The organism is Janthinobacterium sp. BJB401 (assembly GCF_013372745.1).
In the GTDB taxonomy this organism is placed as follows: Bacteria; Pseudomonadota; Gammaproteobacteria; order Burkholderiales; family Burkholderiaceae_D; genus Janthinobacterium; species Janthinobacterium rivuli.
In genome coordinates, this window is sequence record NZ_JABXFH010000009.1 from 1 (window position 1) to 25,216 (window position 25,216).

General features: G+C 65.0%; 20 protein-coding genes. 7 read left to right on the forward strand and 13 right to left on the reverse strand.

The window, feature by feature from the left end:
• Window positions 1-25 precede the first annotated feature (25 nt).
• From HWE17_RS08230 to HWE17_RS08265, 8 genes are all read right to left on the reverse strand, one after another.
• Entirely contained in the window at window positions 26-853 is an 828-nt protein-coding gene (locus HWE17_RS08230; RefSeq protein WP_176388430.1) for a MetQ/NlpA family ABC transporter substrate-binding protein, read from the reverse strand.
• A 32-nt stretch (window positions 854-885) separates the two neighbouring features.
• A complete protein-coding gene (locus tag HWE17_RS08235) occupies window positions 886-1,560 on the reverse strand; it encodes a methionine ABC transporter permease (RefSeq protein WP_035820173.1) in 675 nt (224 codons plus the stop codon).
• On the reverse strand, window positions 1,553-2,362 hold the full coding sequence (locus HWE17_RS08240; RefSeq protein ID WP_035820171.1) for a methionine ABC transporter ATP-binding protein: 810 nt from the start codon (window positions 2,360-2,362) through the stop codon (window positions 1,553-1,555). The genes HWE17_RS08235 and HWE17_RS08240 overlap by 8 nt, the downstream gene beginning before the upstream one ends.
• 185 nt (window positions 2,363-2,547) lie before the next feature.
• Window positions 2,548-3,690 (reverse strand): TonB family protein, encoded by a 1,143-nt coding sequence (locus HWE17_RS28945; protein ID WP_176388431.1) that lies wholly within the window; start codon window positions 3,688-3,690, stop codon window positions 2,548-2,550.
• Window positions 3,690-4,304, reverse strand: coding sequence for a biliverdin-producing heme oxygenase (locus tag HWE17_RS08250; RefSeq protein WP_176388432.1), 615 nt, complete (start codon window positions 4,302-4,304; stop codon window positions 3,690-3,692). Before HWE17_RS08250 ends, HWE17_RS28945 begins: the two co-directional genes overlap by 1 nt.
• 35 nt (window positions 4,305-4,339) lie before the next feature.
• On the reverse strand, window positions 4,340-7,267 hold the full coding sequence (locus HWE17_RS08255; protein WP_176388433.1) for a TonB-dependent receptor: 2,928 nt from the start codon (window positions 7,265-7,267) through the stop codon (window positions 4,340-4,342).
• Window positions 7,268-7,373: 106 nt separating this feature from the next.
• A complete protein-coding gene (locus HWE17_RS08260; protein ID WP_176388434.1) occupies window positions 7,374-8,369 on the reverse strand; it encodes a FecR family protein in 996 nt (331 codons plus the stop codon).
• An 8-nt stretch (window positions 8,370-8,377) separates the two neighbouring features.
• On the reverse strand, window positions 8,378-8,893 hold the full coding sequence (locus tag HWE17_RS08265; RefSeq protein ID WP_176388435.1) for a sigma-70 family RNA polymerase sigma factor: 516 nt from the start codon (window positions 8,891-8,893) through the stop codon (window positions 8,378-8,380).
• Window positions 8,894-9,226: 333 nt separating this feature from the next.
• Between HWE17_RS08265 and HWE17_RS08270 the strand changes: the two genes are divergently transcribed.
• Entirely contained in the window at window positions 9,227-9,793 is a 567-nt protein-coding gene (locus tag HWE17_RS08270) for a YceI family protein (RefSeq protein WP_152282492.1), read from the forward strand.
• 111 nt (window positions 9,794-9,904) lie between these two features.
• Here HWE17_RS08270 and HWE17_RS08275 read toward each other — a convergent pair whose 3' ends face one another.
• Together HWE17_RS08275 and HWE17_RS08280 are read right to left on the reverse strand one after the other, a co-directional pair.
• Window positions 9,905-11,713 (reverse strand): NAD(P)/FAD-dependent oxidoreductase, encoded by a 1,809-nt coding sequence (locus HWE17_RS08275; protein ID WP_176388436.1) that lies wholly within the window; start codon window positions 11,711-11,713, stop codon window positions 9,905-9,907.
• A gap of 143 nt (window positions 11,714-11,856) precedes the next feature.
• Window positions 11,857-12,999 carry a sigma-54-dependent Fis family transcriptional regulator gene (locus HWE17_RS08280; RefSeq protein WP_176388437.1) on the reverse strand — a complete coding sequence of 381 codons (1,143 nt, stop codon included), beginning with the start codon at window positions 12,997-12,999 and terminating at the stop codon, window positions 11,857-11,859.
• A 369-nt stretch (window positions 13,000-13,368) separates the two neighbouring features.
• Here HWE17_RS08280 and HWE17_RS08285 point away from each other — a divergent pair, with 369 nt between their 5' ends.
• The 3 genes from HWE17_RS08285 to HWE17_RS08295 all read left to right on the forward strand — a co-directional run bounded on the left by HWE17_RS08285 (window position 13,369) and on the right by HWE17_RS08295 (window position 16,688).
• Entirely contained in the window at window positions 13,369-14,565 is a 1,197-nt protein-coding gene (locus tag HWE17_RS08285) for a serine hydrolase (protein ID WP_255206171.1), read from the forward strand.
• Window positions 14,566-14,649: 84 nt separating this feature from the next.
• Window positions 14,650-16,227, forward strand: a complete 1,578-nt coding sequence (locus tag HWE17_RS08290) for a CHASE2 domain-containing protein (protein ID WP_176388439.1) — start codon at window positions 14,650-14,652, stop codon at window positions 16,225-16,227.
• Between the two features lie 62 nt (window positions 16,228-16,289).
• Window positions 16,290-16,688: a GFA family protein gene (locus tag HWE17_RS08295; protein ID WP_176388440.1), complete on the forward strand. Its 399-nt coding sequence runs from the start codon at window positions 16,290-16,292 to the stop codon at window positions 16,686-16,688.
• Window positions 16,689-16,817: 129 nt separating this feature from the next.
• Here the strand turns inward: HWE17_RS08295 and HWE17_RS08300 are convergent, their stop codons facing one another.
• The 3 genes from HWE17_RS08300 to HWE17_RS08310 are packed head-to-tail and all read right to left on the reverse strand — an operon-like array spanning window position 16,818 to window position 21,987.
• A complete protein-coding gene (locus HWE17_RS08300) occupies window positions 16,818-19,580 on the reverse strand; it encodes an Hsp70 family protein (protein WP_176388441.1) in 2,763 nt (920 codons plus the stop codon).
• Between the two features lie 2 nt (window positions 19,581-19,582).
• Window positions 19,583-21,454 (reverse strand): Hsp70 family protein, encoded by a 1,872-nt coding sequence (locus HWE17_RS08305; protein WP_176388442.1) that lies wholly within the window; start codon window positions 21,452-21,454, stop codon window positions 19,583-19,585.
• Complete coding sequence (locus tag HWE17_RS08310) at window positions 21,451-21,987, reverse strand: DUF2760 domain-containing protein (RefSeq protein ID WP_176388443.1); 537 nt, start codon at window positions 21,985-21,987, stop codon at window positions 21,451-21,453. The genes HWE17_RS08305 and HWE17_RS08310 overlap by 4 nt, the downstream gene beginning before the upstream one ends.
• A 265-nt stretch (window positions 21,988-22,252) precedes the next feature.
• Between HWE17_RS08310 and HWE17_RS08315 the strand changes: the two genes are divergently transcribed.
• From HWE17_RS08315 to urtA, 3 genes are all read left to right on the forward strand, one after another.
• Window positions 22,253-22,852 carry a transglutaminase family protein gene (locus tag HWE17_RS08315; RefSeq protein WP_176388444.1) on the forward strand — a complete coding sequence of 200 codons (600 nt, stop codon included), beginning with the start codon at window positions 22,253-22,255 and terminating at the stop codon, window positions 22,850-22,852.
• 16 nt (window positions 22,853-22,868) lie between these two features.
• Window positions 22,869-23,657 (forward strand): DUF4349 domain-containing protein, encoded by a 789-nt coding sequence (locus HWE17_RS08320; protein ID WP_176388445.1) that lies wholly within the window; start codon window positions 22,869-22,871, stop codon window positions 23,655-23,657.
• Between the two features lie 198 nt (window positions 23,658-23,855).
• Entirely contained in the window at window positions 23,856-25,109 is a 1,254-nt protein-coding gene (gene urtA / locus HWE17_RS08325) for an urea ABC transporter substrate-binding protein (RefSeq protein ID WP_176388446.1), read from the forward strand.
• The last annotated feature ends 107 nt before the right edge of the window (window positions 25,110-25,216 follow it).

The following is a 25,216-nucleotide window of genomic DNA, read 5'->3' on the forward strand; positions in this document are numbered from 1 at the left end:
GTCTTTTTGCATTCCATGCGCCGTCTTATTTTTTCAGCGTCTTTTCCAGCGCCAGCTGGTAGTCCGTCTTTTCGTAGCCGGCCAAATACTTGTTCGTCGCGTCGAGGAAGGCGCGCGAGCGGTAGGCCGCTTCCAGGTCCTTGACCCATGGCTTGGCCTTGTCGGCCGTGCGGATGGCGACCAGGTTGATGTAGCTGTCCGAGATCTTTTCCACGCTAAGGGCCGACGTCAGCTTCATGCCGGCGGCCAGGGCGAAGTTACCGTTGACGAAAGCGTAGTCGGCATCGGCCAGCGAACGTGGCAGCTGCGCCGCTTCCAGCGGCACCAGTTTCAGCTTCTTCGGGTTGTCCAGCACGTCGCGTTCGGACGCGCGCAGCGGGTCGACGTTCGGTTTCAGCTTGATCCAGCCCATCTTGGCCAGCATCACCAGCGCGCGCGCCTGGTTGGTCGGGTCGTTCGGCATGGTGATGGTGGCGCCGTTCTTGACTTCCGTCAGGGACTTTTGCTTGCCGCCGTACAGGCCGATCGGCATGGTCGGCACGGTGATCAGGGAGCTCAGTGGCAGCTTGTTATCGGTGGCGAACTTGGTCAGATACACGATGTGCTGGAACACGTTGGCGTCCAGCGAACCTTCGGCCAGCGCGTAGTTCGGCTGCACGTAGTCGTTGAATTCCACGATCTTGACCTTGTAGCCCTGTTTTTCCAGGATAGGCTTGATGCCCAGCTTCAGCTGGTCCGAATACGGGCCGGAGCTGGTGCCGATGACGAGTTCTTTCGGGTCCTTGGCGTGGGCGGCGGTGGCGAAGGCCAGGCTGGCGGCGGCCAGGAGCAGGTTGCGGCGAATGTGGTTCATGCTTTTCCTTGTACTGAAATACTGAAGATGAATTAACGTTTGTCGAGGCGCTTGGCGATGCGCGTGCCGGCGAACTGGATGGTTTGCACCAGCACGATCAGGATGGCCACGGTGGCGACCATGATGTCCGTCTCGAAGCGGTAGTAGCCGTAGCGGATGGCCAGGTCGCCGATGCCGCCGCCGCCCACCACGCCGGCCACGGCCGAATACGACAGGAAGCTGATCGACAGCACGGTCAGCGCCAGCACCAGGCCGGAGCGCGCTTCGACCAGCAACACGCGGAAGATGATCTGCATTTCCGACGCGCCCATGGCGTGCGCCGCCTCGATCACGCCGCGCGGCACTTCGCGCAGGTTCTGTTCCACCAGGCGCGCCAGGTAGGGAATGGCGGCGAACGACAGCGGCACGGCAGCTGCCAGCGGGCCGATCGAGGTGCCCGCGATGATGCGCGTAAACGGCGTCAGGGCGACCAGCAAAATGATGAAGGGGAAGCTGCGCACGGTGTTCACCAGCCAGCCGAGGATCATCGACAGCGGACGGTTTTCCAGCGACTGGCCTTCCGAGACGAGGAACAGCAGGATGCCCAGCGGGCCGCCGATCAGGATGGCGGCCGTCAGTCCAATGCCCAGCATGGTCATGGTCTGGCCCAGCGCCACCCAGATTTCCGGCAGCAGGTTGATGACGTTATTGATCGATTCTTCAAACATGTGTTGCATCCTTCCATGCGGTGGCTTCAAACGCCTCGGTACCGTAATACGCCAGCTCGCGCCCCAGCGCCGTCTTGCGCGGGGTGGCCGTGTCGCTCAACTCGAATTGTTCGGCGATGGCGCCGTTTTCCACGACGGCGACCCTGTTGCAGATGGCGCCCAGCACCGACAGCTCATGGCTGACGATGACGATGGTCACGCCAAGGCGCGCATTGATGTCGCGCAGGGTGTCGAGCAGGGCGCGCGTCGTTTCCGCGTCCAGCGCGGACGTCGGCTCGTCGCACAGCAGCACGTCGGGGTGGCTGGCCAGCGCGCGGGCGATTGCCACGCGCTGCTTCTGCCCGCCGGACAATTGCGCCGGGTAGCTGTGCAGCTTGTCGGACAGGCCCACCAGCGCCAGGCATTCCTCGACCCTGGCGGCGATGTCCTCGCCCTTGGTGGTGCCATGGATTTTCAGGGGGAAGGCGACGTTGTCGAAGACGCTGGCGTTTTGCAGCAGATTGAACTGCTGGAAAATCATGCCGATATTTTGGCGCGCGTCGCGCAATTCGCTCTTGCCCAGGCGTGTCAGTTCGCGCCCGGCCACGGTAATGGTGCCGCTGTCAGGGCGCTCGAGCAGGTTAATCAGGCGCAGCAAGGTCGATTTGCCGGCGCCGCTCTTGCCGATCAGGCCGAAAATATCACCGGGATAGACTTCCAGCGTGACCGATTTGACCGCGTGGAATTGTTCGCCTTTGGGCAGCGCGAAGGTCTTGTTTGCGCCATCGATGCGAATCACCGGCGTACGGTGTGGTGTGGTCATGCAGTGTTTCCTTTTTTATTGGACCGTGACAGGCGCGCTTGCAGGGGCCAAATCGCCCGGCCTGTTACGTCGGTTGCGTAGTATACCTCCGATCGTGTTATTACTCCTACGACAGAATCTTGCTTTGAATATGCAAATAATGTCTATATGGGTGTTTGGCGAGAGTAAACGCGGTTTTTACGCGATCAGCCGATGGAAAATTCGACGGGAATCGATAATTCCAGCGGGTCCGGCCGTTCCTTGGGAATGCGTGGCAGCGGCGCCGCCCGTTGCAAAGTGTCGAGCGCGGCCTGATCCAGCGCTGCGGAACCGGAACTGCGCTCGATGGCGGCCGCCAGCACCTGGCCGTCGCGGTCGATGCGGCAGCGCAGATACACCACGCCCTGTTCCTGCTTCGCGCGCGACGCCGTCGGATAGCGGCGGAAGCGTTCCATGCGCGCCAAAACCTTGCCTTCCCAGCTAGATACGCCGCTGCGCAGCTCCTGCGGCGCGGGCGGCAGGGCAGGCGAGGGTGGTGCCGCCGCGATGGATGGCGCCGCCGCCGGTGCCGGCGTCACGGGCGCATGCCGCACGTCGGCAACGGCCGCGATGGCCTCGGCTTGCGGCGCCATGGGCGCGGCATCGGGCTGCGGCAGCACGAATTGTCTGATTGCCGGCGCTGCCTTTTTTGCAAGGGTGCGCGACGGTGCGGCGGCCGCGCTGACCTGTTCAGCAAGATTCTGCTCCAAAGGGCGGGGCGGGGCGGCGGCCGGCAAGTACAGCATGGCCGGTTGCGCGGAGTCGGGCGCGATGGCCAGCAGGGGCGCCGCTGGCGCGCGGTGGTACAGCGCCCATCCCAGCAGGGCGCCATGCATGGCGAAGACGGTGGCGATGGTCAGCGGCTTGTGCCAGTCAGCCGACGGCGTCTTTTCTGGCGCCGGCGCCGGGCCTTCCGGGCGGCGCAACAGGTAGATGATGACGGCGATTTCCATCGTTGCCACGAGGACGATGACCCACCAGGGCGGATGGCCGAGGCACATGGCGACAAAGCCGATGGCCATGCCCAGGCAAGCGAGGACCTTGCCGCGGCGTGACACGGCGCGGTGTTCGCGCCACTGGCGCAGCGGCGCGCCGAAGCGCGGGTGGTGCAGCAGCCAGTGCTCCAGGCGCGGCGAGGCTCGGCTGAAGCACGCCAGCGCCAGGATCAGGAAGATCGTCGTCGGCATGACGGGCAGCATGGCGCCGATCACGCCCAGCGCCACCATCAGCATGCCGGCGCCCGTCCACGCCCAGCGGCGCAGGCGTGCCGTATGCGCTTCCGCAACTGCCTGGATGACTGGCTCCTCCATCAGGCGCAGGCCTCCACGTGGCCATGCATGCGCAGGAAGGCGGCGCGCGCGCCATCGATCACGCGCGCTTCACCGGCATCGTCAAGCACGGCCGTATCGAGTACGGACGTGAAATCGCGCCAGTGGCGCGCGCGTCCGTCCGGATGGCCGGCCAGGTGGCGCGCTCCATGGTGTTCATCGAGGCCGATCTTGCCGGCCAGTTTATACAGGATGGCCGCGCCCAGCTTCGAGCCTTCGCTCACGTACAGCCAGCCCAGCGCCGTGGCCAGGTCCAGCTGCGCGTCGAACGGCGGCGTGGCCGCATCTGCCGGCAATGCTGTCTCGAGGTCGCGCAGGTCGGCCGCGATGCTGGCGTAGCGGCGGCGCTGTTCCAGGTCCGGCAGCAGGGCGGCCAGTTGCGCGTTGTCGTACAGCGCGTCGACGTCGCGCAGGAACGCGTACTGCGCCTGCAAAAAGCGCGCGTAATTGTCGCGGCTGGAAAACGGCGCGCTGGCCATGATGCGCTGGTCCAGCAATTCGTGGGTGGCCATGGTGTCGGCTTTCAGGCGCTGGCTGCGGGTCGGGGCCGCGTTGGTCGGAACGGCGTTTAAAGTGGTGTCGCTTGCTGCATGCATGGAATATCTGCTCTCTATTATAAGGATGAATCAAATCAGAAACGAAGGCCAAGCGTGACGCGCGCCGTGCGGCCCGGTCCCGGCATCAGGCTCAGGGTCAGCGGATCGAGGTAGTAGCGGTCCGTCAGGTTGTCCACCGCCACGTCGACGGTGGCGTTGGGCGTGATCTTGTAGCTGGCGAACAGGTCGGCCAGGGTGTAGGCCTGCGTCAGCACCTGCGGCGAGGTGCCCGTCCACGACTGCCACACGGCCTTGTCGTCCTGGCGCGCCAGTGGGTGGCCGACGTGCGTCAGGCGCGTGCCGACGGTGAGTTTTTCCTGCAGCCAGCGCGCGCCCAGGGTCAGGTTGGCGCTCAGCTTGGGCTGGATATGGTTGCTCACGTAAGAACTGGAAAAGCCGATGGGCGAGCAGTCTGGCGTGTTCCAGATCTCCGATTGCCACTTGCTGGCCTTGCGCAAATACGCCGCCGTGGCCGCGTCGCAGATCAGGGTCTTGCGGTTCCAGGTACCGGAAAAGTCGGCAAACACGCTACCTCGGTCATACGACGATTGCAGTTCGACGCCCGAGACGCTGTATTTGTCCGTGTTCGCCATCGAGAAATTCTGCGCGTGGGCCGGCAAGTCGGGAATCGGGCGGCGCGTGATGTAGCCGTGCGTGACGTTGTCGAAATACGCAACGCGCAGGCGCAGCTTGTCGGCGGCGCTCCATACGCCATCCTTGACCACGCTCACGCCGATCTCGCGGTTGTGGCTGCGCTCGGCGTTCAGGGGTGACGAATACGTGGCCGAGAAGCCCATCGTCGACTCGTACAGGCTGGGCATGCGCAAGCCGCGCGCATCGCGCAAAAACACGCTGACGCTGTCGGACAGGCGCGCCGTTAGCGCAAATGTGGGCGCAAAACCGTGGTCCTTGCGGCGGATCGGCTTGCTGTAGGTGAACAGGCCGGGGATGGCGTCGCGGAAGACATAGTCGTTGCCGCTCCAGTCGGCGACCTGCGAGACGTCCAGCGGCGCTGGTTCCTCGCCATAGCGTTCCACCATGCCGCCCACCAGCGCGGGATTGGTGGCCGCCGTGAACTGGCCCTGCGCATCCTGGTACCACTTCGACGCGCCGAGCTGGCCGCCGTCCTTGTCCCACATGGTGACCCATTGCCAGCCCTGCGGCTGGTATTGCTGTTCCGCGCGGCGGTTGCGGTCGCGCGAGTCGAAGCGCTGGAAGCGTCCGCCCGCCTCGACCGTCAGCCAGTCGCGCGCCTGCCACTGCAGCGAGGCGAACGCGCTTTGCTCGTGGCGCTTGCCGTTGCGCAGGGTGTGGTTGGCATTCAGGTCGTCATCGAGGATGGCCACGCTGTCGGCCGGGCCGATATCCTCGTTCTGCAGGGATAGGCCGTAATCGAGCTTGAGCGCGCCCATGCCGGTGGCGAAGCGCGAGGTGTTCGTCAGGTCGGCGCCAACGCGGCGCGCCTGGTTCTTCGCCAGGTACAGCACTTCCACGCACTCCTTGCATTCATGGTCGCCCGGATTGGTCTTGCCTTCGAGCGGATTGCTGAAGATGTCGCCGTTGCGCGACTTGCTCTGCATGTCCGTCAGCCACAGGTTGGCCTTCAGGTCGATCAATTGCTGGCCTTCCGGTTTCCACTCGTAGCGCGCCGTCAGCGCGTTGGTGCGCACCTGGCTCGGGTCCCACTGGGGAATGCTGCCGGTGCTGTTGCGGTAGATTTGCGAGGGCATGATTTCGCCATAGCTGCTGTCGAAATAGCGGTAGCCCAGCTCCAGCTTCTGTTCGTGCGGCAGGCGCAGGCTGGCTTTCAGCAGGGCCGAGGTGGTGCGGTTGGCCGTATTGAGCACTTCATCGCCCTTCTTGAAGAACTGCGTCACGCCATTGTCGTCGCCCCATTCATTGAGCATTTGATAGCGTTCGAAGCCCCGTGTGCCGGAAAAATAATTGCCGATGCTGCGCTGGCTGATGGCGGCCACCAGGTCGTAGTCATCCTGGCGCGTGGCCACGGCGATGCTGCCAAAACCGCTGCGCGGGTTGCCCAGCTTGTTGCGCTGCGTGCGCGGCGTGCTGCCGAAATCGGCGGGCGCCGAGACGCTGTTGTCCTGGATGCCGCCGCGCAGGCGCACGCCCGTGCGCTGGCCTGGTCGCAAAATGTCTTCAGGGCGCAGCGTCTGCATGCTGACCATGCCGCCGATGGCGCCCGCGCCTTGCGCCGACAGGTTCGGGCCCTTGTCGATGCGGATGGCGCTGATCAGGTCCGGGTCGATGTAGCTGCGGTCGGCGATGCCCGCGTAGCCGCGGTAGACGGTCGATGATTGCAGGCTGCCGTCGATCAGCACGGGCACGCGGCCCTGGCCCTGCATGCCGCGCACGTTGACGTCGACGGCGCCGCTGTTGCGGCTGTCGCCCACCTGCACGCCGGCCACGCCCTTGAAGATGTCGGCCGGCGAGGTGCCGCGGAAGCGTTCGATCTGCTCGCGGCCGATGTACACGGAGGCGGCCGGCGTCAGGTAGGGCAGGTCGGCCGGATCCGTGTCGTCCGCCTCGAAACTGCCGCTGCCGCCCTGGCCATTCACGCGCAGGGTGCCGATCTGCACGGCGCCGGCAGAGACAGGCGCGGGCGCGCTGATGATGATGGTCGTGCCGCCCTGCAGCTGCGCCTGCAGGCCGCTGCCGGCCAGCAACTGGCGCAGCGCCTCGGGCAGTGAATGCCGGCCTTGTAGCGGCGCGCTGTGGCGTCCGTGCGTCAGGCGCGCGTCGGCCAGCAGCACCATGCCGGCCTGGCGCGCCAGTTCGTTCAGCGCGCGGTTCAGCGGCTGCGCGGGAATCTGCCATTCCACCGGCGCCACCGGCGCGGCGGCGGCATGCATGGCGGGCGTGGCGAAGGCCAAGCCGATGGCCAGGAAGAGAGGGGACAGGCGGGGAGACAGGCGGGCGTGCAGGGGAGGGCGCGGTGGAGTCATATGCAGGTTTTTCCTATGGTGATGTGGTGATCCTTCATAGTTAAAACGAATGAGTCTCATTTACCCTGACGTGCGGATGGATTTTATTTCGCGTCATGGGGACAAATCAGCGGGCGACGATATGCAGCTTGCCGTCCCGGCGCACCACGCGCACGGGCAAGGCCAGCGGCAGGGCGGCGGCAAATTGCGCCGGCAGCTTCGCGTCGAAGCTGCCGTTCAGGCGCAGGCTGGCCAGCGCCGGATCGCCGAGCACGAGGCCCGTATCGCCATAGCGCTCGAATTCGGCCAGCGCTTCGGCCAGGGTGGCATCCTCGAAATCGAGGCGCCCCGCACGCCAGTTGCCCACCGCTTGCGCGTTGACCCTGGCCAGGGCCTTCACGCCCTGGGGCGTGACGGTGACCGTGTCGCCCGCCTGCAGCACTTCGGCATGCGCGCCGGCTTCGCTTTCCACGCGCACCGTGCCTTGCGCCACGCTCACCTGTGTCGTGGCGCCCACGTGGCGCACCGAAAAATGCGTGCCCAGCACCGTCGCCGTGGCCGCTCCCGCGATGACCTGGAACGGACGCGCAGGGTCGGCGTGGACATGGAACATGGCCTGGCCGCGCAGCAGGCGCACGCTGCGCCGGTCGCGGTACAGGGCCACGTCGACGGCGCTGCCGCTATCGAGTTCGATGCGGCTGCCGTCGGGCAGGACTTGCGTGGCGAACTGGCCACGCGCCGTGCTGTAATCGTGCTGGAAGCCCGGTTGCTGCCAATGGCTGGCCAGCGGCCAGGCCAGCAGGCCGCACAGCAGCAGACAGCCGCCGGCCAGCGCGCCGCGTGGCGGGAAGGAGGCTGCCTGGCGCACCCGCCGCAGCAGCGATGACGGCGTGCCCGCCGCCGGGGCTGGCTGGCTGAAGGCCGCCACGCGCTGCGCCGGCAGGCTGGCCAGCAGCGCATCGGTGCGGGCCAGCGCCTGCCAGGCTTGCTGGTGGCGCGCGTCGGCGGCCAGCCATGCGTCCAGCGCCGCCAGTTCGTGCGCGGCCAGGCCCGCGTCGTGGCGCAGCAGCCATTGCGCCGCCAGGAAATCGATGTCGTCGGCCGTCGTGTCTTGTGATGTCATGCGCTGTTTCATAGCGTATCCCGCTCGGGCATGCCTTTTTTACAGGCGAGCATGCCGTTGATGATGTGTTTTTCCACCATGTTGACGGAGATGCCCATCTGGGCGGCGATCTCGATCTGGCTCAGGCCATCGAACTTGTACAGCGCGAACGCCTGGCGGCAGCGCGGCGGCAAGGCGTCGATGATGGCCAGCAGGCGCTCCATGGTTTGCCGGTCGTGCAGCCGTTGTTCGGGTTCGTCGGCGCGTGGCGCGCGCAGCTGGAAATGGGGCGTGTCGATGTCGTCGTGGGGGCGGCGCTGGCGCAAGCGCTGTTCGTCGATGGCGATGTTCTTTGCCGTCACGTACAGCAGCGCGCGCTGGCCGCTATCGGGCGCCGCGCCGCTGTGCAGGGCAGGTGCGCCGCCGAGCGGCTCGCGCGCCAGGATGCGGGCGTAGGCTTCCTGCACCACGTCCTGCGCCTTGTCGCGGCAGCCGGTGGAGCGCGAAATCAAGCGCAGCAATTCCTGGTAATAGCGTTCAAGCACCGCGCGTTTCCTCGTTATCAAAGCCGGCAATGATAGCAAGCCCATCAAATAATAACAAGAATCATTCTCATCTGATGTCATATTCGAGGTGCTGGATAACGCTGGATATTTTTGGCAATGCAGACAATAATCGGCAGCAGAAGGCGCTGTCGCGGACCGTATTGCCCGCTATTATCGATTTTATCGATGCTAACTAGGTATATTTTCCGTTTTACATCGATCTTCATGCCATGCATAATCTGTTGCAACTGAAGCCAGACAATCAGCCGCATGCGCCCCCGCCTGCAGCTGCTTGCGGTTTTGACATCCTCCACTTTCTATCAGGAACCTACAATGAAAAAACTGCTCGCTTTTATCGCCGCCGCCGGCTTCTCGCTGTCCGCTGTTGCCGCGCCTGAAGTCTATGTCATCGATGGCAGCCACACTTTCCCCCGTTTCGAATACACCCACATGGGCTTCTCGACGCAGCAAAGCCGTTTCAATAACACCACCGGCAAGGTCACCCTGGACCGCGCCGCCAAGACGGGCGCCGTCGAAGTGCTGATCGATACCAAGTCCGTCGACACAGGTTCGACCCTGTTCAACTCGCACATCCAGGGCGAAGACTTCCTCGACACGGCCAAGTATCCTGTCGCCACCTACAAATCGACCAAGTTCAATTTCGATGGCGACAAGCTGGCCTCCGTTGAAGGCAACCTGACCCTGAAAGGCGTGACCAAGCCAGTCACCCTGACTGTCACCTCGTTCACCTGCGCACCGCACCCGATGCTGAAAAAAGACGCTTGCGGCGCCAACGCCACGGCCAAGATCAAACGCTCGGAATTCAACGCCGGCAAATATGCGCCAGCGGTCAGCGATGACGTGACGTTGACGTTTGCGATCGAAGCCATCAAGCAGTAATCGTTGGCTGCATGACGTAAAAATGGCGGCGGACTTCGGGCCGCCGCCATTTTTTATACCTATCCCCAAAGCGAGGGCTGGGGTCAGACCCGGCGGGTCTGACCCCGGATTTCACGACAAGTGATACACCTCCTGCTGCCCATACACGGGCGTGTTCAACCCTTCCATGCGCGCCTTCAACTGCAGCGACAGGTACTGGGAATAGTGGCGCGACTGATGCAGATTACCGCCGTGGAACCACAGCGCCTGCTGCTGCGTGGGCTTCCACATATTGCGCTGTTCGCCCTCCCACGGGCCAGGGTCTTTCGTCGTGGACGAACCAAGGCCCCACACCTTGCCCACTTTATTCGCCACCTCGGGCGAGATCAGGTCGGCCGCCCAGCCATTCATGGAGCCGTAGCCGGTGGCGTACACCACCAGGTCGGCCGGCAGTTCCGTGCCGTCCGACAGCACGATGGAATGGGCTTTCAGTTCCTGCACGCCGACGCCGCTTTTCAGCTTGATCTTGCCTTCGGCGACCAGCTCGGAGGCGCCCACGTCGATGTAGTAGCCGGAGCCGCGGCGCAGGTATTTCATGAACAGGCCGGAATCGTCGTCGCCAAAGTCCAGCATGAAGCCCCGTTCTTCCAGGCGCGCGTAAAAATCCGCATCGCGTTCGCGGATGGCCTTGAAGACGGGCTTCTGGAAGTCGGCCAATATCTTGTACGGAATCGATGCGAACGTCAGGTCGGCCTTGGCGGTCGTCATGCCGGCCGCCAGCGCCCGTTCCGAATACAGGTCGCCCAGCGCCAGCTCCATCAGGGAATCGGACTTGACGATGTGCGTCGACGAGCGCTGCACCATGGTCACGTCCACGCCCGCTTCCCACAGGGCGGCGCAGATATCGTGCGCGGAATTGTTCGCGCCGATCACGACCACCTTCTTGCCCACATACGCGTCCGGCCCCGGATGCTGCGACGAGTGTTGCTGCTCGCCCTGGAACACGTCCATGCCCTTGAACTTCGGCATGTTCGCCTTGCCCGACATGCCGGTGGCCAGCACCAGTTGCTTGGGCTTGAGGGTAATGGGCTGGCCGTCGCGCAGCACTTGCACCGTCCACTCGCCGGTGGCTTCATCGAAGCTGGCCGATTCGCATGACGTCGAACCCCAGTAATTGAGCTCCATTACCTTGGTGTACATCTCCAGCCAGTCGCCGACCTTGTCCTTCGGCGTGAAGACGGGCCAGTTGTCGGGGAAGGGGATGTAGGGCATGTGGTCGTACCAGACGGGGTCGTGCAGGCACAAGGACTTGTAGCGCTTGCGCCAGCTGTCGCCGGGGCGCGAATTTTTCTCGATGATGATGGTGGGGACGTTCAGCTGGCGCAGGCGCGCGCCCAGCGCGATGCCGCCCTGGCCGCCGCCGATGATGACGCAGTAGGGCTGGCGCGCGTAGCCCAGTTCCGCCGCTTCCTGCTCACGGTGCTCCAGCCAGCTGCTGCGGTTCGTGCGCGCGCCGTGTTCCGCGCCCATGGGCCGCCGCCCGCCCTTGGCTTCCTCAAAACCCTTCAATTCGCTCATGGTGGTAAGCAGGGTCCATATCTTGCCGTCGCGGATGCGGATGAAGCCCACGCCGCGCGCCGCGTTCGTTTCCACCGTGATCCAGCTTTGCAGCACGCCGCCGGCTTCCACCGCATGTTCGCCGTCGGCGATGCGGATGGAGAGCGGCTGCACGGCGCCCAGCTGGGCGGCCAGCATGGCGGCGATCTGTTCGCGGCCTTCCAGGGTTTTCAGGTTCCAGGTAAACAGCACTAGGTCGCGCCAGTAGCCGTCCTGTTCGAACAGTTGCGCGGCGCCCGTGCCGTCGCTGGCGCGAAGAAAGCCTTCGAGCTGCTCCAGGATGCCGGCCACGGCCAGGTTGTGGGGGTTGATATCGGTTTGCATCGTGTCTCCTCCAAGTCTGCTGACTTTATGATGGGATGCGGCTGTCTTGCCGCTGACGATGTTGTAACACTGGCGTTCTGGTGCCGCATTCCGCAGCGCAGCATGGCTGAATTTGAGACGGAAATCTCAGCTTTTCGGACGGCCTACTGGCGGTGCGGCGCCACGATATGCAGCTGTTTGAGGCGCCGGTACAGGGTGGCGCGCGAGATGCCCAGCATGGCGGCCGCCTGCAGCGGACGCCATTTGGCGGCGTTCATGGCGTGCACGATGCGCGTGCGTTCGGCCAGTTCCGGCGCCGTGTATTCCAGCACATTGGGCGCGACCGGCGCCTCGCGCATCGCGCGCGCACGCGCCTTGGCCGGTCGCAGCGGCGCGCGCACGCGGGCGTGCAGCCAGGTGCTGCCGCCGGCCAGCCGCAACGACAGCAGACTGTGTCCCGCGCGGGCATCGAACAGCCGTTCGGCGCGCACCTCCAGCACTTCGGTGACGGGACGCGGCAGGCTATCCAGGCCCGTGATGACGTCGCGCGCGCAGCGGTTGGCGGCGACGATGTCGCCATGCTCGTCGATGGCCAGCAGCATTTCCGGCTGCACTTCCACGAAGTGGCGGTTGCGGTGCGCCAGCAGGATGCAGCAATGGCTGTAGGATTTGAGAAAAAAACCGTCCTCGATCAGGGTCGCGCCTTGCCGCACCAGTTGTTTCACCAGGCGCTGGCTGTCGCGCGCGTCGGGCGAGTTCAAGGCCGACGCATCGAGCACGCCTATCAAGTCGCCGTGCGGCGAAAAAATCGGCGCCGCGCTGCAGGTCAGGCCCGTGAACGCGGCGCGAAAATGGTCCGTCTTGTGCACCGTGATGGCTTCGTGGTCGAGCAGCACGGAGGCGATGCCGCAGGTGCCTTCCTCTTCTTCCGACCAGCACGAACCGGGGTACAGGCCCGCTTTCTTGAAATCCTTGCGCTGGTCCGTGTCGACCACGTAGTCGATCGTCACGCCGCGCGCATTGGCGAGGATGACGCAGTAACCCGCTTCGCGCACCATGGCGTGCAGGCGCGGCAGGCACTGGCCCGTGGAGCGCAGAAAATCTTCCTCGGACTGCTGGATGGCGCGCAGTTCGGCGCCCGTCAGGATGCGCGGCCCTGTCGTCGAGGCGGGATCGAGCCGGTAGTCGTCCAGCGAGCGCCGGTACGACGACGCCAGCCTGGCCGTATCGGCCCCTGGGTTGACGATACGGCCGGCGATCAGGTCGCGCACGCGGTCGATATGGCTGGTCTGGCGGACGTAGGGCATGGCGCTCTCCAGTGTCTCGTGTCTGTTTTTATGGTGTCTCCGTTTTTAGCACGAAGCGCGGGGCGGCGCATCCTGCGCTGCAGCATGGCGCGCGTGTGAGACGTTCGTCTCAGCGCGTGGCCCGCACAATAGGATGCCGCAGGACAAGATAAAAAGTTTCTCTGTTAGCATGCATCGCATGAAGCGAGCGCCGTTGCCGGCGCCAGCCATGACAGGAGAAGACGCATGACGACATTGCCACTCATCCGCCACCTGGCCCTGGCCGCAGCCTGCCTGGCGCTGGCCGCCGGCACCCATGCGGCAGAGACAAGCAAGGTGGTGGCCAAACCGCTGTCGGCCGCCGCCAGCGACCCGGCCACGCTGAAATGGATGGTAGGCGCGCCGCCGCCGGCCGATAAAATCATCCGCTTCGACGATGGCAGCTATTTCAATTTTCCGCAGCTGCGCTGGAGCGTGTCGCATTTCCGCCAGCTGATGCCGACGGTGGAAGTGGCGCGCGGTTTGACCGCGCCCGTGCCTTTGCCGCGCGCGCTGCGCAACGATATCGACAGCATGCGCTTCACGCCCCTGGGCGCGAAGGAGACGATGACGTGGGAGCAGTCGCTGGGCGCCAATTACACGGACGGCATCGTCGTGCTGCACCGGGGCCGCATCGTGTATGAACGCTATTTCGGTGTGTTGAAGGAGGGCGGCCAGCATGGCGCCATGTCGGTGACGAAGTCCGTGGTGGGCACCATCGGCGCGGCCCTGGTGGCCGAAGGCAAGCTCGATCCGGGCAAGAAGGTGGCCGAGTACGTGCCGGAACTGGCCAAATCCGCATTTGGCGACGCCACCGTGCGCCAGGTGCTCGACATGACCACGGGCCTGAAATTCAGCGAAGATTACGCCGACCCGAAAGCGGAAGTGTGGCAGCATGCGGCGGCCGGAAGCCCGCTGCCCAAGCCCAAGGATTACAAGGGGCCGCGCAGCTATTTTGAGTACCTGCAAACGGTGCGGCATGAGGGAAAACATGGCGAGGGCTTCGGCTACCGCACGGTCAACTCCGACGTGCTGGGCTGGATCGTCGCCCGTGTCACGGGCCAGAACGTCAATGCGTACCTGTCCGAGCATGTGTGGCAAAAGCTGGGCGCCGAGCAGGATGCCTACATGTCGGTCGATTCGACGGGCACGCCGTTTGCCGGCGGCGGCTTGAGCGCGGGCTTGCGCGACCTGGCCCGCTTCGGCGAGATGCTGCGCAACGATGGCCGCTACAACGGCCAGCAAATCATCCCGCGGGCGGCCGTCGAAGATATCCGCCGTGGCGGCGACAAGCAGCTGTTCGCCAAGGGCGGCTACGATTTGCTCAAGGGCTGGAGCTACCGCGACATGTGGTGGGTCACGCATAACGACCATGGCGCCTACATGGCGCGCGGCGTGTACGGCCAGCGCATCTACATCGACCCGAAGGCGGAAATGGTGATCGTGCGTTTCGCCTCCACGCCGACGGCGGCCAATGCGGCCAACGACCCGACCACCACGCCGGCCTTCGAAGCGCTGGGCAAGCTGCTGCTGGCCAGGCCGCAGTAGGCTGCCGGGTTGACCCGTGCCAGTTGTGCGGCGAAACGGGCACAACTGCAATACACTATCCTTTCGTCATTATTTGTTGCTTGAATGATATTCCTGCAGCGCACGCAAGGGGAACGCACCGTGGAAACCAGCCAGCCGGATCAACCGCGCCCGCCACTCTGGCGGCGCCTGCTGTGGCCGGCCGTCCAGCTTGGCTCGGCCTTCAAGCTGACGGGCACGCATCTGCTGCATCACGTGATCGGCGCCAGCCTGATCGCCGCGCTGATGCTGGCGCTGGAAGGGTTTCACGTGCTTGAATGGCTCGATGCGGCCATGCTGCGGGCCAGCGCGGCGCAGGAGCAGCTGCTGGGCCGGGGCAAGGATCCGGGCGCCGCCTACCGGCCCGGCATCATCGAAATCGACCAGCCCGCGTTCGAACAGGTCTTCGACGAGCGCGAACCGCTGGAACGTTCTCGCCTGGAGCAATTGATTGCCAGCGCCGCCGCGCGCGGCAGCAAGGTGCTGGCCATCGACCTGGACCTGGCGCCGGCCGTGTACGAACAGCACAAGGACGGCGAGCGGCCCCTGGACCGCCTGCTCGACCAGCTGGCCGCGCATGGCCGGCAACTGGTGCTGATCCTGCCCGAGCAATCGGACCGCAACGCGAACCTGCCCTGGATACGCGCGCGCTGCGCGGCCGGCATCCACTTTGCCAGCCCGCGTATCCGCGAACGCATGGGCGCCGTCACGCGCATCGAGCTGAAATGCCCCGTGCTGGCGGCCGTGGCTTTCGAGCTGGCGCATGGCGCCGACGAGCAGGAGCAGAAGCAGCCCATGCCGGCCGCCCTGTCCGAGCAAAAGGAAGTGGTGGCGCTGGCCGGCCGCGTGTGCCAGCTGGCGCGGCGCACGGGCAGCGAAAAGGAATTGGCGCGCTGGGCGTTCGAACCCGTCATCCGCGGCGATGCCAAGGCGGCGGCCGAACAGAACGCCGTCACCGCGCCGTTTCACCCGGCCGCCGTGGCGCCGCAATTCCTGAACCCTACGCGCACGCGCGTCAAACTGATCGATGGCCAGGCTGGCGTGGATGCCGGGGCGCTGCGCAAGAACGTCGTGTATATCGGCAGCACGTATGACGTGCGCGACCGCTATACGACGGCCGAAGGCGAGCAGGCCGGCCTGCACCTGCATGCGGCCGCCCACACCTCGCTGGGCATTGGCACGGCCGACGTCAACAAATATGCGGTATTCGTGGCTGACATCGTCATCGGCGTGCTGCTGGGCTGCCTGTTCGGCGGCCTGTGGACCCTGTACGGCCGCGCCGAACTGGCCATCGACCGGCGCATGGAAGATCACGATGTCAGCCGTTTGCACCGCATGGGGACACTGGCGGAATTCTATGGCATCCGTTTGATACTGGTGCTGGTGTGGGCCTCGCCGTTTGCCATCGGCGCGCTGGCCATCTACCTGTCGCGCGGCTTGCTCGAGCAGGGCTGGTGGGTCAATCCCGGCCCCTTGATCGCCGGCATGTTCCTGCACGCGATGTCGCTGCGCGACGAAGCCCACCATCCGCACGAGGAAGTGCCGGGCCTGTCCGTGTGGGCACAGCTGCGCCGCACGCATCCGGGCATCGTGCTGGTGCAGGCGCCGCTGGCGGTGCTGCTGTTGATCATCGCCCTGATCTAGCGCAAACCGTGGCGCCGCAGCGGCGCTACACTGGGCGCCTTTTTCATTTGCAGGAGGATGCCATGCTGAGCGGAGGATGTTTATGCGGCGACGTGCGCTACGAGGCGGGCACGGGCGCCTTCCATGAAACGGCCTGCCATTGCTCGATGTGCCGCCGCGCGTCGGGCGCGCCGTTTGTCGCCTGGTTCAGTGTGCCACGGGCGAATTTTCGCTGGCTGCGGGGACAGGCCACGCCATACGCGTCCAGCGAACACTGCACGCGCAGTTTTTTCCCCCGCTGCGGCACGCAGCTGACGTTCGAGGATGCGCGCGACCCGGACGAGGTTGGCCTGACCACCGGCAGTCTGGACGACCCGGAACAACTGCCGCCGCACAGCCATATCTATACGGACACGCAACTGGCGTGGGTGAAATTGGCCGATGGCTTGCCGCGGTATCGTGGGGCGCGTAGCGAGGGGTAAATGGCTTGTGGCAAGTAGGTCGGATTAGTGGGGGCCGCCGAGGCCGCAAGCGCGTAATCCGACAGGTGCTGCCGGCGATGTTGTCGGATTACGCCCTCCGGGCTAATCCGACCTACGTGATCAATGATGTCAGCCGATCAACTTCAATCCCGGCGGCAGCGCCTCGCCCAGTATGCGGCGGGTAACAGCTTCGTCCAGCTGCGTCACTTCGCTGACCATCGCCTGCCACAGGGGCGGGGCGCCGACGGCTTTCAGGCGGGCCAGGATGTTGGCCCGTAGTTCATCGACGATGTCGCGCGAACGGTCGCCCGTCATGCGCGCCAGGTGGGTGGCGGCAAACGCCGCCGGTTCCGTCTTTTTCCAGTCCAGCGCCAGCAGCACGTGCAGCCAGTCGGCCACGGTGGCGCTGTCGACCACTTCATGCGCGCTGCCGTGGAAGGGCTGGCGTGCGCCGACCCTGGCCAGCGCCCACAGCGTGTTCGTGTCCGCCGCTTCGCCCTTTTTATCAGCCTTCTGCAGCCGCTTGATCAGCCAGGCGCCCACTTCGGCCTTGTAGGCGCCGGGGACGCGCTCGAGCGAGGCGCCCAGGCGCAGCATGTCGTCATCGCTGCCGTTGACGAGGGTGACGGGGCGGCTGCCGCGCTGGGCCGCATCGGCTTGCAGGTTGAAGGCGAAGTCGTCGAGCAGGCGCAGTTGCTGCTCCGTGCTCAAGCCGCCGGCCACGCGGCGCCACAGGGTCCACCATTCGGCGCATACCTGGTTGTCCTTGTGGTGCTGCACGCCCGCGTCGAACAGGGCCCACAGCTGCTCGATGCGCCACGGGTCGAGCGCGTCGCCATAGCCGGGCCGCAAACAGTAGCCGGCCAGGTTCAGCCACACCCGCTCATGTTCGGCGGAGCGGCGCCGGCCACGCGCGCGTTGCAGCAAGGCGTCGAACAGCTGGCGCAAGAGCGGCGTCTCCCAGCTTTCGCGCCCGCCCAGTCCCCGTTCCAGGTGCTGGCGCAGCTGGCGCACTTCCTTGGCCTCGACCTTTTGCGCCTTGCCGCCGAAGATGCGCTCGATCTTCTCGATGGCTTCCTTCACGCGTGGTGATACGCTGGACGTTTCGCTTGCTACGTCCTCTTCGCCTCGCAGCTGGAATTCCAGCAGCCAGCGCTGGTTCGCATCGGCTTCGGCCACACAGTGCACTTCCAGGGTGCCCACTTCCGTCATCACGGTTGCCAGCTGCACGGTGATGTCGCGCTTGTCGCCGCTTTCCGCTTGCAGCACGCTGGCCAGCGGCGGCAGGCGCAGGTATTCTCCGGCGTCCAGGTCGACGATTTCGCCGAGCTTGGGCGGCGTGCCCGCCTCAAAGAGGGAGGTGGCCAGATGGAAGCGCACGGGCCGGCCCAGACGCAGCGCGAACAGGCGCTCCGTCAGGCGGATTTCTTCGCCGCTGGCGCTGCCACGGGGCAGGATGCAGACGGCGCGCTTGTCCTTGCCCGCTTCGCCCAGCACGAGGAAGTAGCTGCGCGGCGAGCCGCCGCCGATGCGCGGCGTCTGGCCGCTGCGGGCCAGCGCGTAGGCGACGGCGCCACGGGCCACGGCCACGTCGGGATTGTCGTTGTGCAGAATGGTGAGCGGAGCGCCGCGCCAGTGGGCGAGCGTCTCGGCCAGGCGGCGCGCCAGCGCGTCGGCGCGGAACACGCCGCCGTTCAGCAGCAGGGTATCGGGCAGTGCCCCTTGATGCTGTTGCAGAAAGCTGGCCAGGTGGCGCGTGATGGCCGCATCCTGGGCATACGGCAGGCCGAATTCGACGATGCCGGCGCGCCCCTTTTTTGCTACATCGTTCAGTTCCACCTTCGGGAAGAAGCCGTCGACCACCATGGCCGCCACCTCCTCGCGCGTGACGTCGGCGGAACGGCTGCCGCCAATCAGGCGCGAGCCTGCGCCCAGCAGGGTGACGGTAGCCTTGTCGGGTGCGTCGCTGGAGAGCAGCAATTCCTTGGCGGCGCGGCAGCGCTCCATCAGCTGTGACAAGCGCGCGGCCGATAGCTTCATGCCGCCTTCGCTGCCAGCGGCCATGCGCGTTTCCACCAGGTGGGCCAGCGCCAGGTCCATATTGTCGCCGCCCAGTATCAAGTGGTTGCCCACGCTGCTGCGCGTGAGCTGCGGTTCGCCGTCGTCATCGAAGGTCACGTCGATCAGGCTGAAATCCGTGGTGCCGCCACCCACGTCGCACACCAGAATGCGGCGCGTGTCGGCCAGGTCTGTGCGCAGGGTGGCGCGCCGGCGCTGCAGGTAATCATAAAAAGCCGCCTGCGGCTCTTCCACCAGCCGCACGGTGGGCAGGCCCGCCATGCGCGCCGCTTCCAAAGTAAGTGCGCGCGCACCCTCGTCGAACGAGGCGGGAATGGTCAGCACCAGTTCCTGCTCTTCGAGCGGAGAATCGGGGAAACGGTGATGCCACGCAGCGCGCACATACGCGAGGTAGCTGGCGCTGGCCGCCACGGGCGACACCTTGGCCACGTCGGCATCGGCGCCCCACGGCAAAATCGGCGCCTGGCGGTCCACGTTCGCATGCGACAGCCAGCTCTTCGCGCTGGAAACGAGCCGGCCCGGCACCTGGGCGCCGAGCTGGCGCGCCAGGGCGCCCAGCACGGCATATTCCAGGTCTTGCTGTGGCCACGGCAGCTGCAAGTCGCCCGTCGCCAGTTCGCCGGCGGCGGGGTGGTAGCGCAGGGACGGCAGCAGGGGGCGTGCGCCCACTTCGCCTGGCGCGACCAGCTGCTCGATGGCGAACAGGTTTATTTCAGCCTGCGCATCATTGGCCTTGGCATAGGCGACCACCGTGTTGGTGGTGCCCAGGTCGATGCCGACCAGGAAGGCCGGCTGCACCTTCGCGCCGCGCATGCTTATGGCTGCGGCGTGCCGCGCACGTCGAATTCCACTTTCCAGCGCTCGGCGCCGTCAGGGGACACGGCCAGCAGCTCCAGCGTGCCCGCCTCCGTGACTCTGGCGTGCAGTTTCACCTGCACCACGTCGCCGGCCGACCGGCCTTCGGCGGACAAGGTCGCCTGGATTTCGCTCAGTTCCTGCAATTCATCGGGACCCCAGAAGTCGAGCAAGTCGCCGATCTGGTCGTTGCGGCGCGTGGACGAGGCAAAGAAGCGGAAGTGCACGGGTTCACCCACGACGAGGCCGAATTGCTGGCCCGGCAGTTCCAGTTCGCTGCCTTCTTCCATGCCGAACGGCGCCACGCACAGGGCCTGGATCGGCGGTTCCATGCCGGGGATGGCCGGCATGGCCGACTCGATGGCCACGTAGAAGGAACTGGCCGTGCCGCCGCGGATGCGCACGCCATGGCCGCGCCGCACGTAGCTGTAATAGGCCGCGCCGCGCGCGACGGCCAGGTCCAGGTCGGCCCCGGCCAGCATGCGCGCCGGTTCCGCGCCTTCCATGTAGAGCCAGTCGTTGACGGTCGCCATGATGCGCTGGACCAGCAAGTCGGATTTGAAGACGCCGCCGTTGAACAGCACGGCCGTCGGGTGCAAGAAGCTGGCGCCGTCCGCCTGGCGGCCCGCAAAGCCTTCCAGTTCGCTGGTCGCCGCCACTTGCCGGCCCAAAAACGCGGCCAGGTGGCGCGTGATGGCCGCGTCCTGCGCATAGGGCAAGCCCAGTTGCGTGAGGCCCGCGCGCGTGCGCACGGCAGGGCGGCTCGATGCTTCCACCTGCGGGAAGAAGCCGTCGAGGATGAAGGTGGACACTTCCGCGCGCGTCAGTTCCGTGCGGATGGAGCCGCCGATCAATTTCGAGCCGCGGCTCGGCACGACGATCGGCGCCGTTTCCATGCCGCTGTCGGCCAGCAGGCTTTCCTTGGCGCTGCGGCAGCCATACGTGAGCGCGCGCATTTGCCAGGCGTCGAGCTGGGTGCCGTTGGCGGCCAGCTTGCGGGCCACCAGGTGGGCCAGCGCCAGGTCCATATTGTCGCCACCGAGCAGGATGTGTTCACCGACGGCGACCCTGTGCGGTTCCAGCACGCCGTCGCGCTCCAAAACGGCGATCAGCGAAAAGTCGCTGGTGCCGCCGCCCACGTCGACGACCAGGATGATGTCGCCCGGCTTGACTTCCTTGCGCCAGCGGCCTTCGCTGGTCTGGATCCAGCTGTACAGGGCCGCTTGCGGCTCTTCCAGCAAGGTCAATGAGGTGTAGCCGGCCGCCTGCGCCGCTTCCATCGTCAGCTCGCGCGCGGCCGGGTCGAACGAGGCGGGAATCGTCACGGTGATTTCCTGCTGCGCGAACGGCGCTTGCGGGTGGGCGTTGTCCCAGGCCTGGCGCAAGTGCGTCAGGTAGCGCGTGGCGGCCGTAATCGGCGAAATGCGCGCCACTTCCGCCGGTGCGTCGTTCGGCAGGATAGCCGCGCGGCGGTCCACGCCCGGGTGGCACAACCAGCTTTTCGCGCTCGACACCAGACGGATCGGCGTGGTGGCGCCGCGGCTGCGGGCCATTTCGCCGACGACGAACGGCGCTTCGGCTTCCTCGGTAACCCAGGGCAGGGCCAAGTCGCCCGCCGCCACTTCATCGGCGTGCGGCAGATAGACGAACGACGGCAGCAAGGAAAGCTCTTCGACGGTGCCCGGCGCCGACAGTTGCGGCACTTTCAGCACGCCGTGGCTCGATTGCTCGCCGTCGCTCTCGACCAGGTTCACATACGACAGGGCGCTGTGGGTGGTGCCCAGGTCGATGCCGATGGCGTAGCGCGGGGTGTTGTTCGTTGTGTCGTTCACAGTTCCACCTCGGCCGGTGCCAGGATGGCGGCGTCGTGCTGCTCGCTCAGTTTCGGCAGGCGCACGCTGGACGCGCGCCAGCCACGATGGCTCAATGTACCCGTGAATGGCGCTGAACCGACGACGTTGCCCGTCAGGCGTACTTGCGCGCTGTCAAAACCTTCCTGCAGGACGATGCGGCTGCCTTCGGCTTCCTGGCGCACGGCGTCGATGGTGAAATATTCGCGCATGACCTTGGCGCAGCCTTCATGCACGACGCGGGCGGCAGCACCGATGTCGGCATCGGCATGGCTGCCCAGGTTTTCCTGGGTGAAGTCGATCAGGCGCGCTTCGCGTTGCAGCAGTGCCAGCAATTGCAGGGCGGCATCGGGCGTCGCTTCTTTCAGGATGACTGGCGCGACGGGAGCGGCCTCGGGCAGGGACAGCTTTTCCACGCTGGCCGCATAGGCGGCGTCCGACAGGGTGCTGAAGAAGGCGCCGAAGGCCAGCGGGACACGGCGCCAGAACGATGGGTGGGACGATGATGTGCTCATAGGGAACTCGTTTCTCTGATCTGTAGGGTGGCGTCGGCGGCGCGCCCGGTGGCGGGGCCGCTTCGCAGGGTAGTGCTTGTGCCGGGTCTATGTGGCCGGTTGCGTTTGCCCGCATGATACCAGCTACCGGGCCGGCGCCAAAGTCGCCGCCCCCCGCGCAGAGAGCCTGACGAGCGGATTTTCTTTGTTCCTGCGCAAGGAAACGCTCGATTTCATGCCGCTTCGACTAGAATCGCGCATTATCTTTTTGCATGACCTCGATGCCATGTCTACCGACTTTTCCATATATCTAGCCAGCAGCCTGTATATCGACAGCGACCATCCGGCCGTGCGCGCCAAGGCAGCCGCATTGGCGGCAGGCGCGGTGGGCGACGCGGCCATCGCGGCCCGCTGCTTTGCCTTCGTGCGCGACGAGGTGGCCCACAGCTGGGACTACCAGCGCAATCCCGTCACTTGCCGCGCTTCCGACGTCTTGCAGCATGGCACGGGATACTGTTATGCGAAGAGCCATTTGCTGGCCGCATTGCTGCGCGCCAACGGCATTCCTGCCGGCCTGTGCTACCAGCGCCTGGCCATCGGCGAAGTGGGGCCGCCGTTTTGCCTGCATGGCTTGAACGCCGTGTACCTGCAGGAGTTTGGCTGGTACCGCGTCGATGCGCGCGGCAACAAGCCTGGCGTCGCGGCCGCTTTCACGCCGCCGCGCGAGCAGCTGGCCTTTCCCGTGCTGGCGCCGGAGGAACGCGACTTGCCGGAAATCTGGGCGGAACCGCTGCCGCAGGTGGTGGCGTCCCTGACCGGCCATGCGACGGTGCAGGACGTGGCGGCGCACTTGCCCGATATCGAATTGTTGCCTCTGCAAAAATAATCCAAAGAAAGAAATCATGAAAAAAATCTGTATTGGCCTGATCGGCCTGATGTTGCTGGCCGGTTGCGGCAGCAAGGGCGAGAGCGGCGGGCAATCGAGCGCCGCGCGCCTTGAGGGCAAGGAAAAGGGCAGCGAGTTTCTTGCCTATGAACATAATGTCAGCGTCGACACGAATGAGGCGCAAGTGCGGCCCCTGTATGAAAAAGTTGTCGCCGCCTGCAAGGCCGACACGGAAAACGGCTGTCTGCTGCTCGATTCCAGCGTCGACAGCGGCCGCTATGTGCATGCGCGCATCAGCATGCGCGCCAAGCCGGCCGGCATCAAGAAGCTCGTCGCGCTGGTCGCGGCCGAAGGCGACGTCACCAGCCAGGGCACCAAGGTGGAAGACCTGGGCCGTCCTGTGCTCGATAGCAAGAAACGCCTGGAAATGCTCAAGCAATACCAGGCGCAATTGCAAGACCTGGAAAAGCGTTCGGGTACGAACGTCGATGCCCTGATCAAGGTGAGCAAGGAACTGGCCACCGTGCAAGTGGAGCTGGAGCAGGCGACGGCGGCCAATGCGCTGTTGATGCAGCGCATAGACACGGACTTGCTGAACGTCGTCATCAGTGCTGAAGGCAAGCAATCGTTCTGGCGGCCCGTCAAGCGCGCGCTGGGCAATTTTACGGAAAACCTGTCGGAAGGCGTGGCCAACGCCATCACGGCCATGGCGTACATTCTGCCGTGGCTGATCGCTTTCGTGCTGCTGTTCCCGCTGGGACGCAAGGGCTGGCGCCGCCTGCGTGGAGCGCCGCGCAAGGATTGATGCCGGAATTGTTGCGTCCGGCGCACCGTTTTACGGCAATTTGAAACCTGGCTGCACAGTCCTTGTGCAGCCAGGTTTTTTTTCGTGCGGCAAAAGCCGCGTGCACCATGGCGGACACCTGCTGGTGCTGGCATGCATTCTGCTTTAACAACATCGTATGCCCAGCTTTGACCCCACGAACCCATCACAGGAGTCCCCATGTCACGACGCATCATCCTGAAAGCGGCCGCCGCCGGCGCACTGGCCCTGGCCACGTCCACTTACATGCAGGCAGCCCTGGCCGCCGATACGATCAAGGTGGGCATTTTGCACTCGCTGTCCGGCACCATGGCCATTTCCGAAACGTCGCTCAAGGATGTGGCGCTGATGACGATTGCCGAAATCAATGCCAAGGGTGGCGTGCTGGGCAAGAAGCTGGAAGCCGTCGTCGTCGACCCGGCGTCGAACTGGCCCTTGTTCGCGGAAAAAGCGCGCCAGTTGGTGGCGCAGGACAAGGTCGCCGTCGTGTTTGGCTGCTGGACGTCCGTGTCGCGCAAGTCGGTCTTGCCGGTGTTCAAGGAGCTCAACAGCCTGCTGTTTTACCCGGTGCAATACGAGGGCGAGGAGCTGGAAAAGAACGTGTTTTATACGGGCGCTGCGCCGAACCAGCAGGCGATCCCCGCCGTGGAATACCTGATGAGCAAGGATGGCGGCGGCGCCAAGCGCTTCGTGCTGCTGGGCACGGATTACGTGTATCCGCGCACCACCAACAAGATCCTGCGCGCCTTCCTGAAAAGCAAGGGCGTCAAGGATAGCGATATCAGCGAGGTCTACACGCCGTTCGGCCATGCCGACTATCAAACCATCGTCGCCAACATCAAGAAGTTTTCCACGGGCGGCAAGACGGCCGTCATTTCCACCATCAATGGCGATTCGAACGTGCCGTTCTACAAGGAACTGGGCAATGCGGGCTTGAAAGCCACGGACGTGCCCGTCGTCGCGTTTTCCGTGGGCGAGGAAGAGTTGCGCGGCATCGATACCAAGCCCTTGCTTGGCCACTTGGCGGCGTGGAATTATTTCGAGTCCGTCAAGAATCCCGTGAATGCCGCCTTCATCAAGCAGTGGAAAGCCTATGCCGTGGCGCAAAAGTTGCCGAACGCGGGTTCGGTCGTGACGAACGACCCGATGGAAGCGACCTATGTCGGCATCCACATGTGGGCGCAAGCCGTGGAAAAGGCGAAATCGACCGATACCGACAAGGTGATCGCCGCCATGGCTGGCCAGAGCGTCAAGGCGCCGTCGGGCTTCACCCTGACCATGGATGCGACCAATCACCACCTGCACAAGCCCGTGATGATCGGCGAGATCAAGGCCGATGGGCAATTCAATGTCGTGTGGAAAACCAAGGAACCGATACGCGCCCAGCCGTGGAGCCCGTTTATCAAAGGGAATGAGGGCAAGCAGAAGTTGTAGAAGCTTGCGCGTCGAATCGTCATCGCAACCCCAGGCAAAGAGCTGGGGTCAGACCCGCCGGGTCTGACCCCTGTCCTTGCCTTGGGGGTAAGGATGTCCATCAAGAC

Coding starts and splice junctions, on each gene's coding strand:
- HWE17_RS08230 (WP_176388430.1), bottom strand. CDS start 853: ATGAACCACATTCGCCGCAACCTGCTCCTGGCCGCCGCCAGCCTGGCC.
- HWE17_RS08235 (WP_035820173.1), bottom strand. CDS start 1,560: ATGTTTGAAGAATCGATCAATAACGTCATCAACCTGCTGCCGGAAATC.
- HWE17_RS08240 (WP_035820171.1), bottom strand. CDS start 2,362: ATGACCACACCACACCGTACGCCGGTGATTCGCATCGATGGCGCAAAC.
- HWE17_RS28945 (WP_176388431.1), bottom strand. CDS start 3,690: ATGGAGGAGCCAGTCATCCAGGCAGTTGCGGAAGCGCATACGGCACGC.
- HWE17_RS08250 (WP_176388432.1), bottom strand. CDS start 4,304: ATGCATGCAGCAAGCGACACCACTTTAAACGCCGTTCCGACCAACGCG.
- HWE17_RS08255 (WP_176388433.1), bottom strand. CDS start 7,267: ATGACTCCACCGCGCCCTCCCCTGCACGCCCGCCTGTCTCCCCGCCTG.
- HWE17_RS08260 (WP_176388434.1), bottom strand. CDS start 8,369: ATGACATCACAAGACACGACGGCCGACGACATCGATTTCCTGGCGGCG.
- HWE17_RS08270 (WP_152282492.1), top strand. CDS start 9,227: ATGAAAAAACTGCTCGCTTTTATCGCCGCCGCCGGCTTCTCGCTGTCC.
- HWE17_RS08275 (WP_176388436.1), bottom strand. CDS start 11,713: ATGCAAACCGATATCAACCCCCACAACCTGGCCGTGGCCGGCATCCTG.
- HWE17_RS08280 (WP_176388437.1), bottom strand. CDS start 12,999: ATGCCCTACGTCCGCCAGACCAGCCATATCGACCGCGTGCGCGACCTG.
- HWE17_RS08285 (WP_255206171.1), top strand. CDS start 13,369: ATGGTAGGCGCGCCGCCGCCGGCCGATAAAATCATCCGCTTCGACGAT.
- HWE17_RS08290 (WP_176388439.1), top strand. CDS start 14,650: ATGATATTCCTGCAGCGCACGCAAGGGGAACGCACCGTGGAAACCAGC.
- HWE17_RS08295 (WP_176388440.1), top strand. CDS start 16,290: ATGCTGAGCGGAGGATGTTTATGCGGCGACGTGCGCTACGAGGCGGGC.
- HWE17_RS08300 (WP_176388441.1), bottom strand. CDS start 19,580: ATGCGCGGCGCGAAGGTGCAGCCGGCCTTCCTGGTCGGCATCGACCTG.
- HWE17_RS08310 (WP_176388443.1), bottom strand. CDS start 21,987: ATGAGCACATCATCGTCCCACCCATCGTTCTGGCGCCGTGTCCCGCTG.
- HWE17_RS08315 (WP_176388444.1), top strand. CDS start 22,253: ATGTCTACCGACTTTTCCATATATCTAGCCAGCAGCCTGTATATCGAC.
- HWE17_RS08320 (WP_176388445.1), top strand. CDS start 22,869: ATGAAAAAAATCTGTATTGGCCTGATCGGCCTGATGTTGCTGGCCGGT.
- urtA (WP_176388446.1), top strand. CDS start 23,856: ATGTCACGACGCATCATCCTGAAAGCGGCCGCCGCCGGCGCACTGGCC.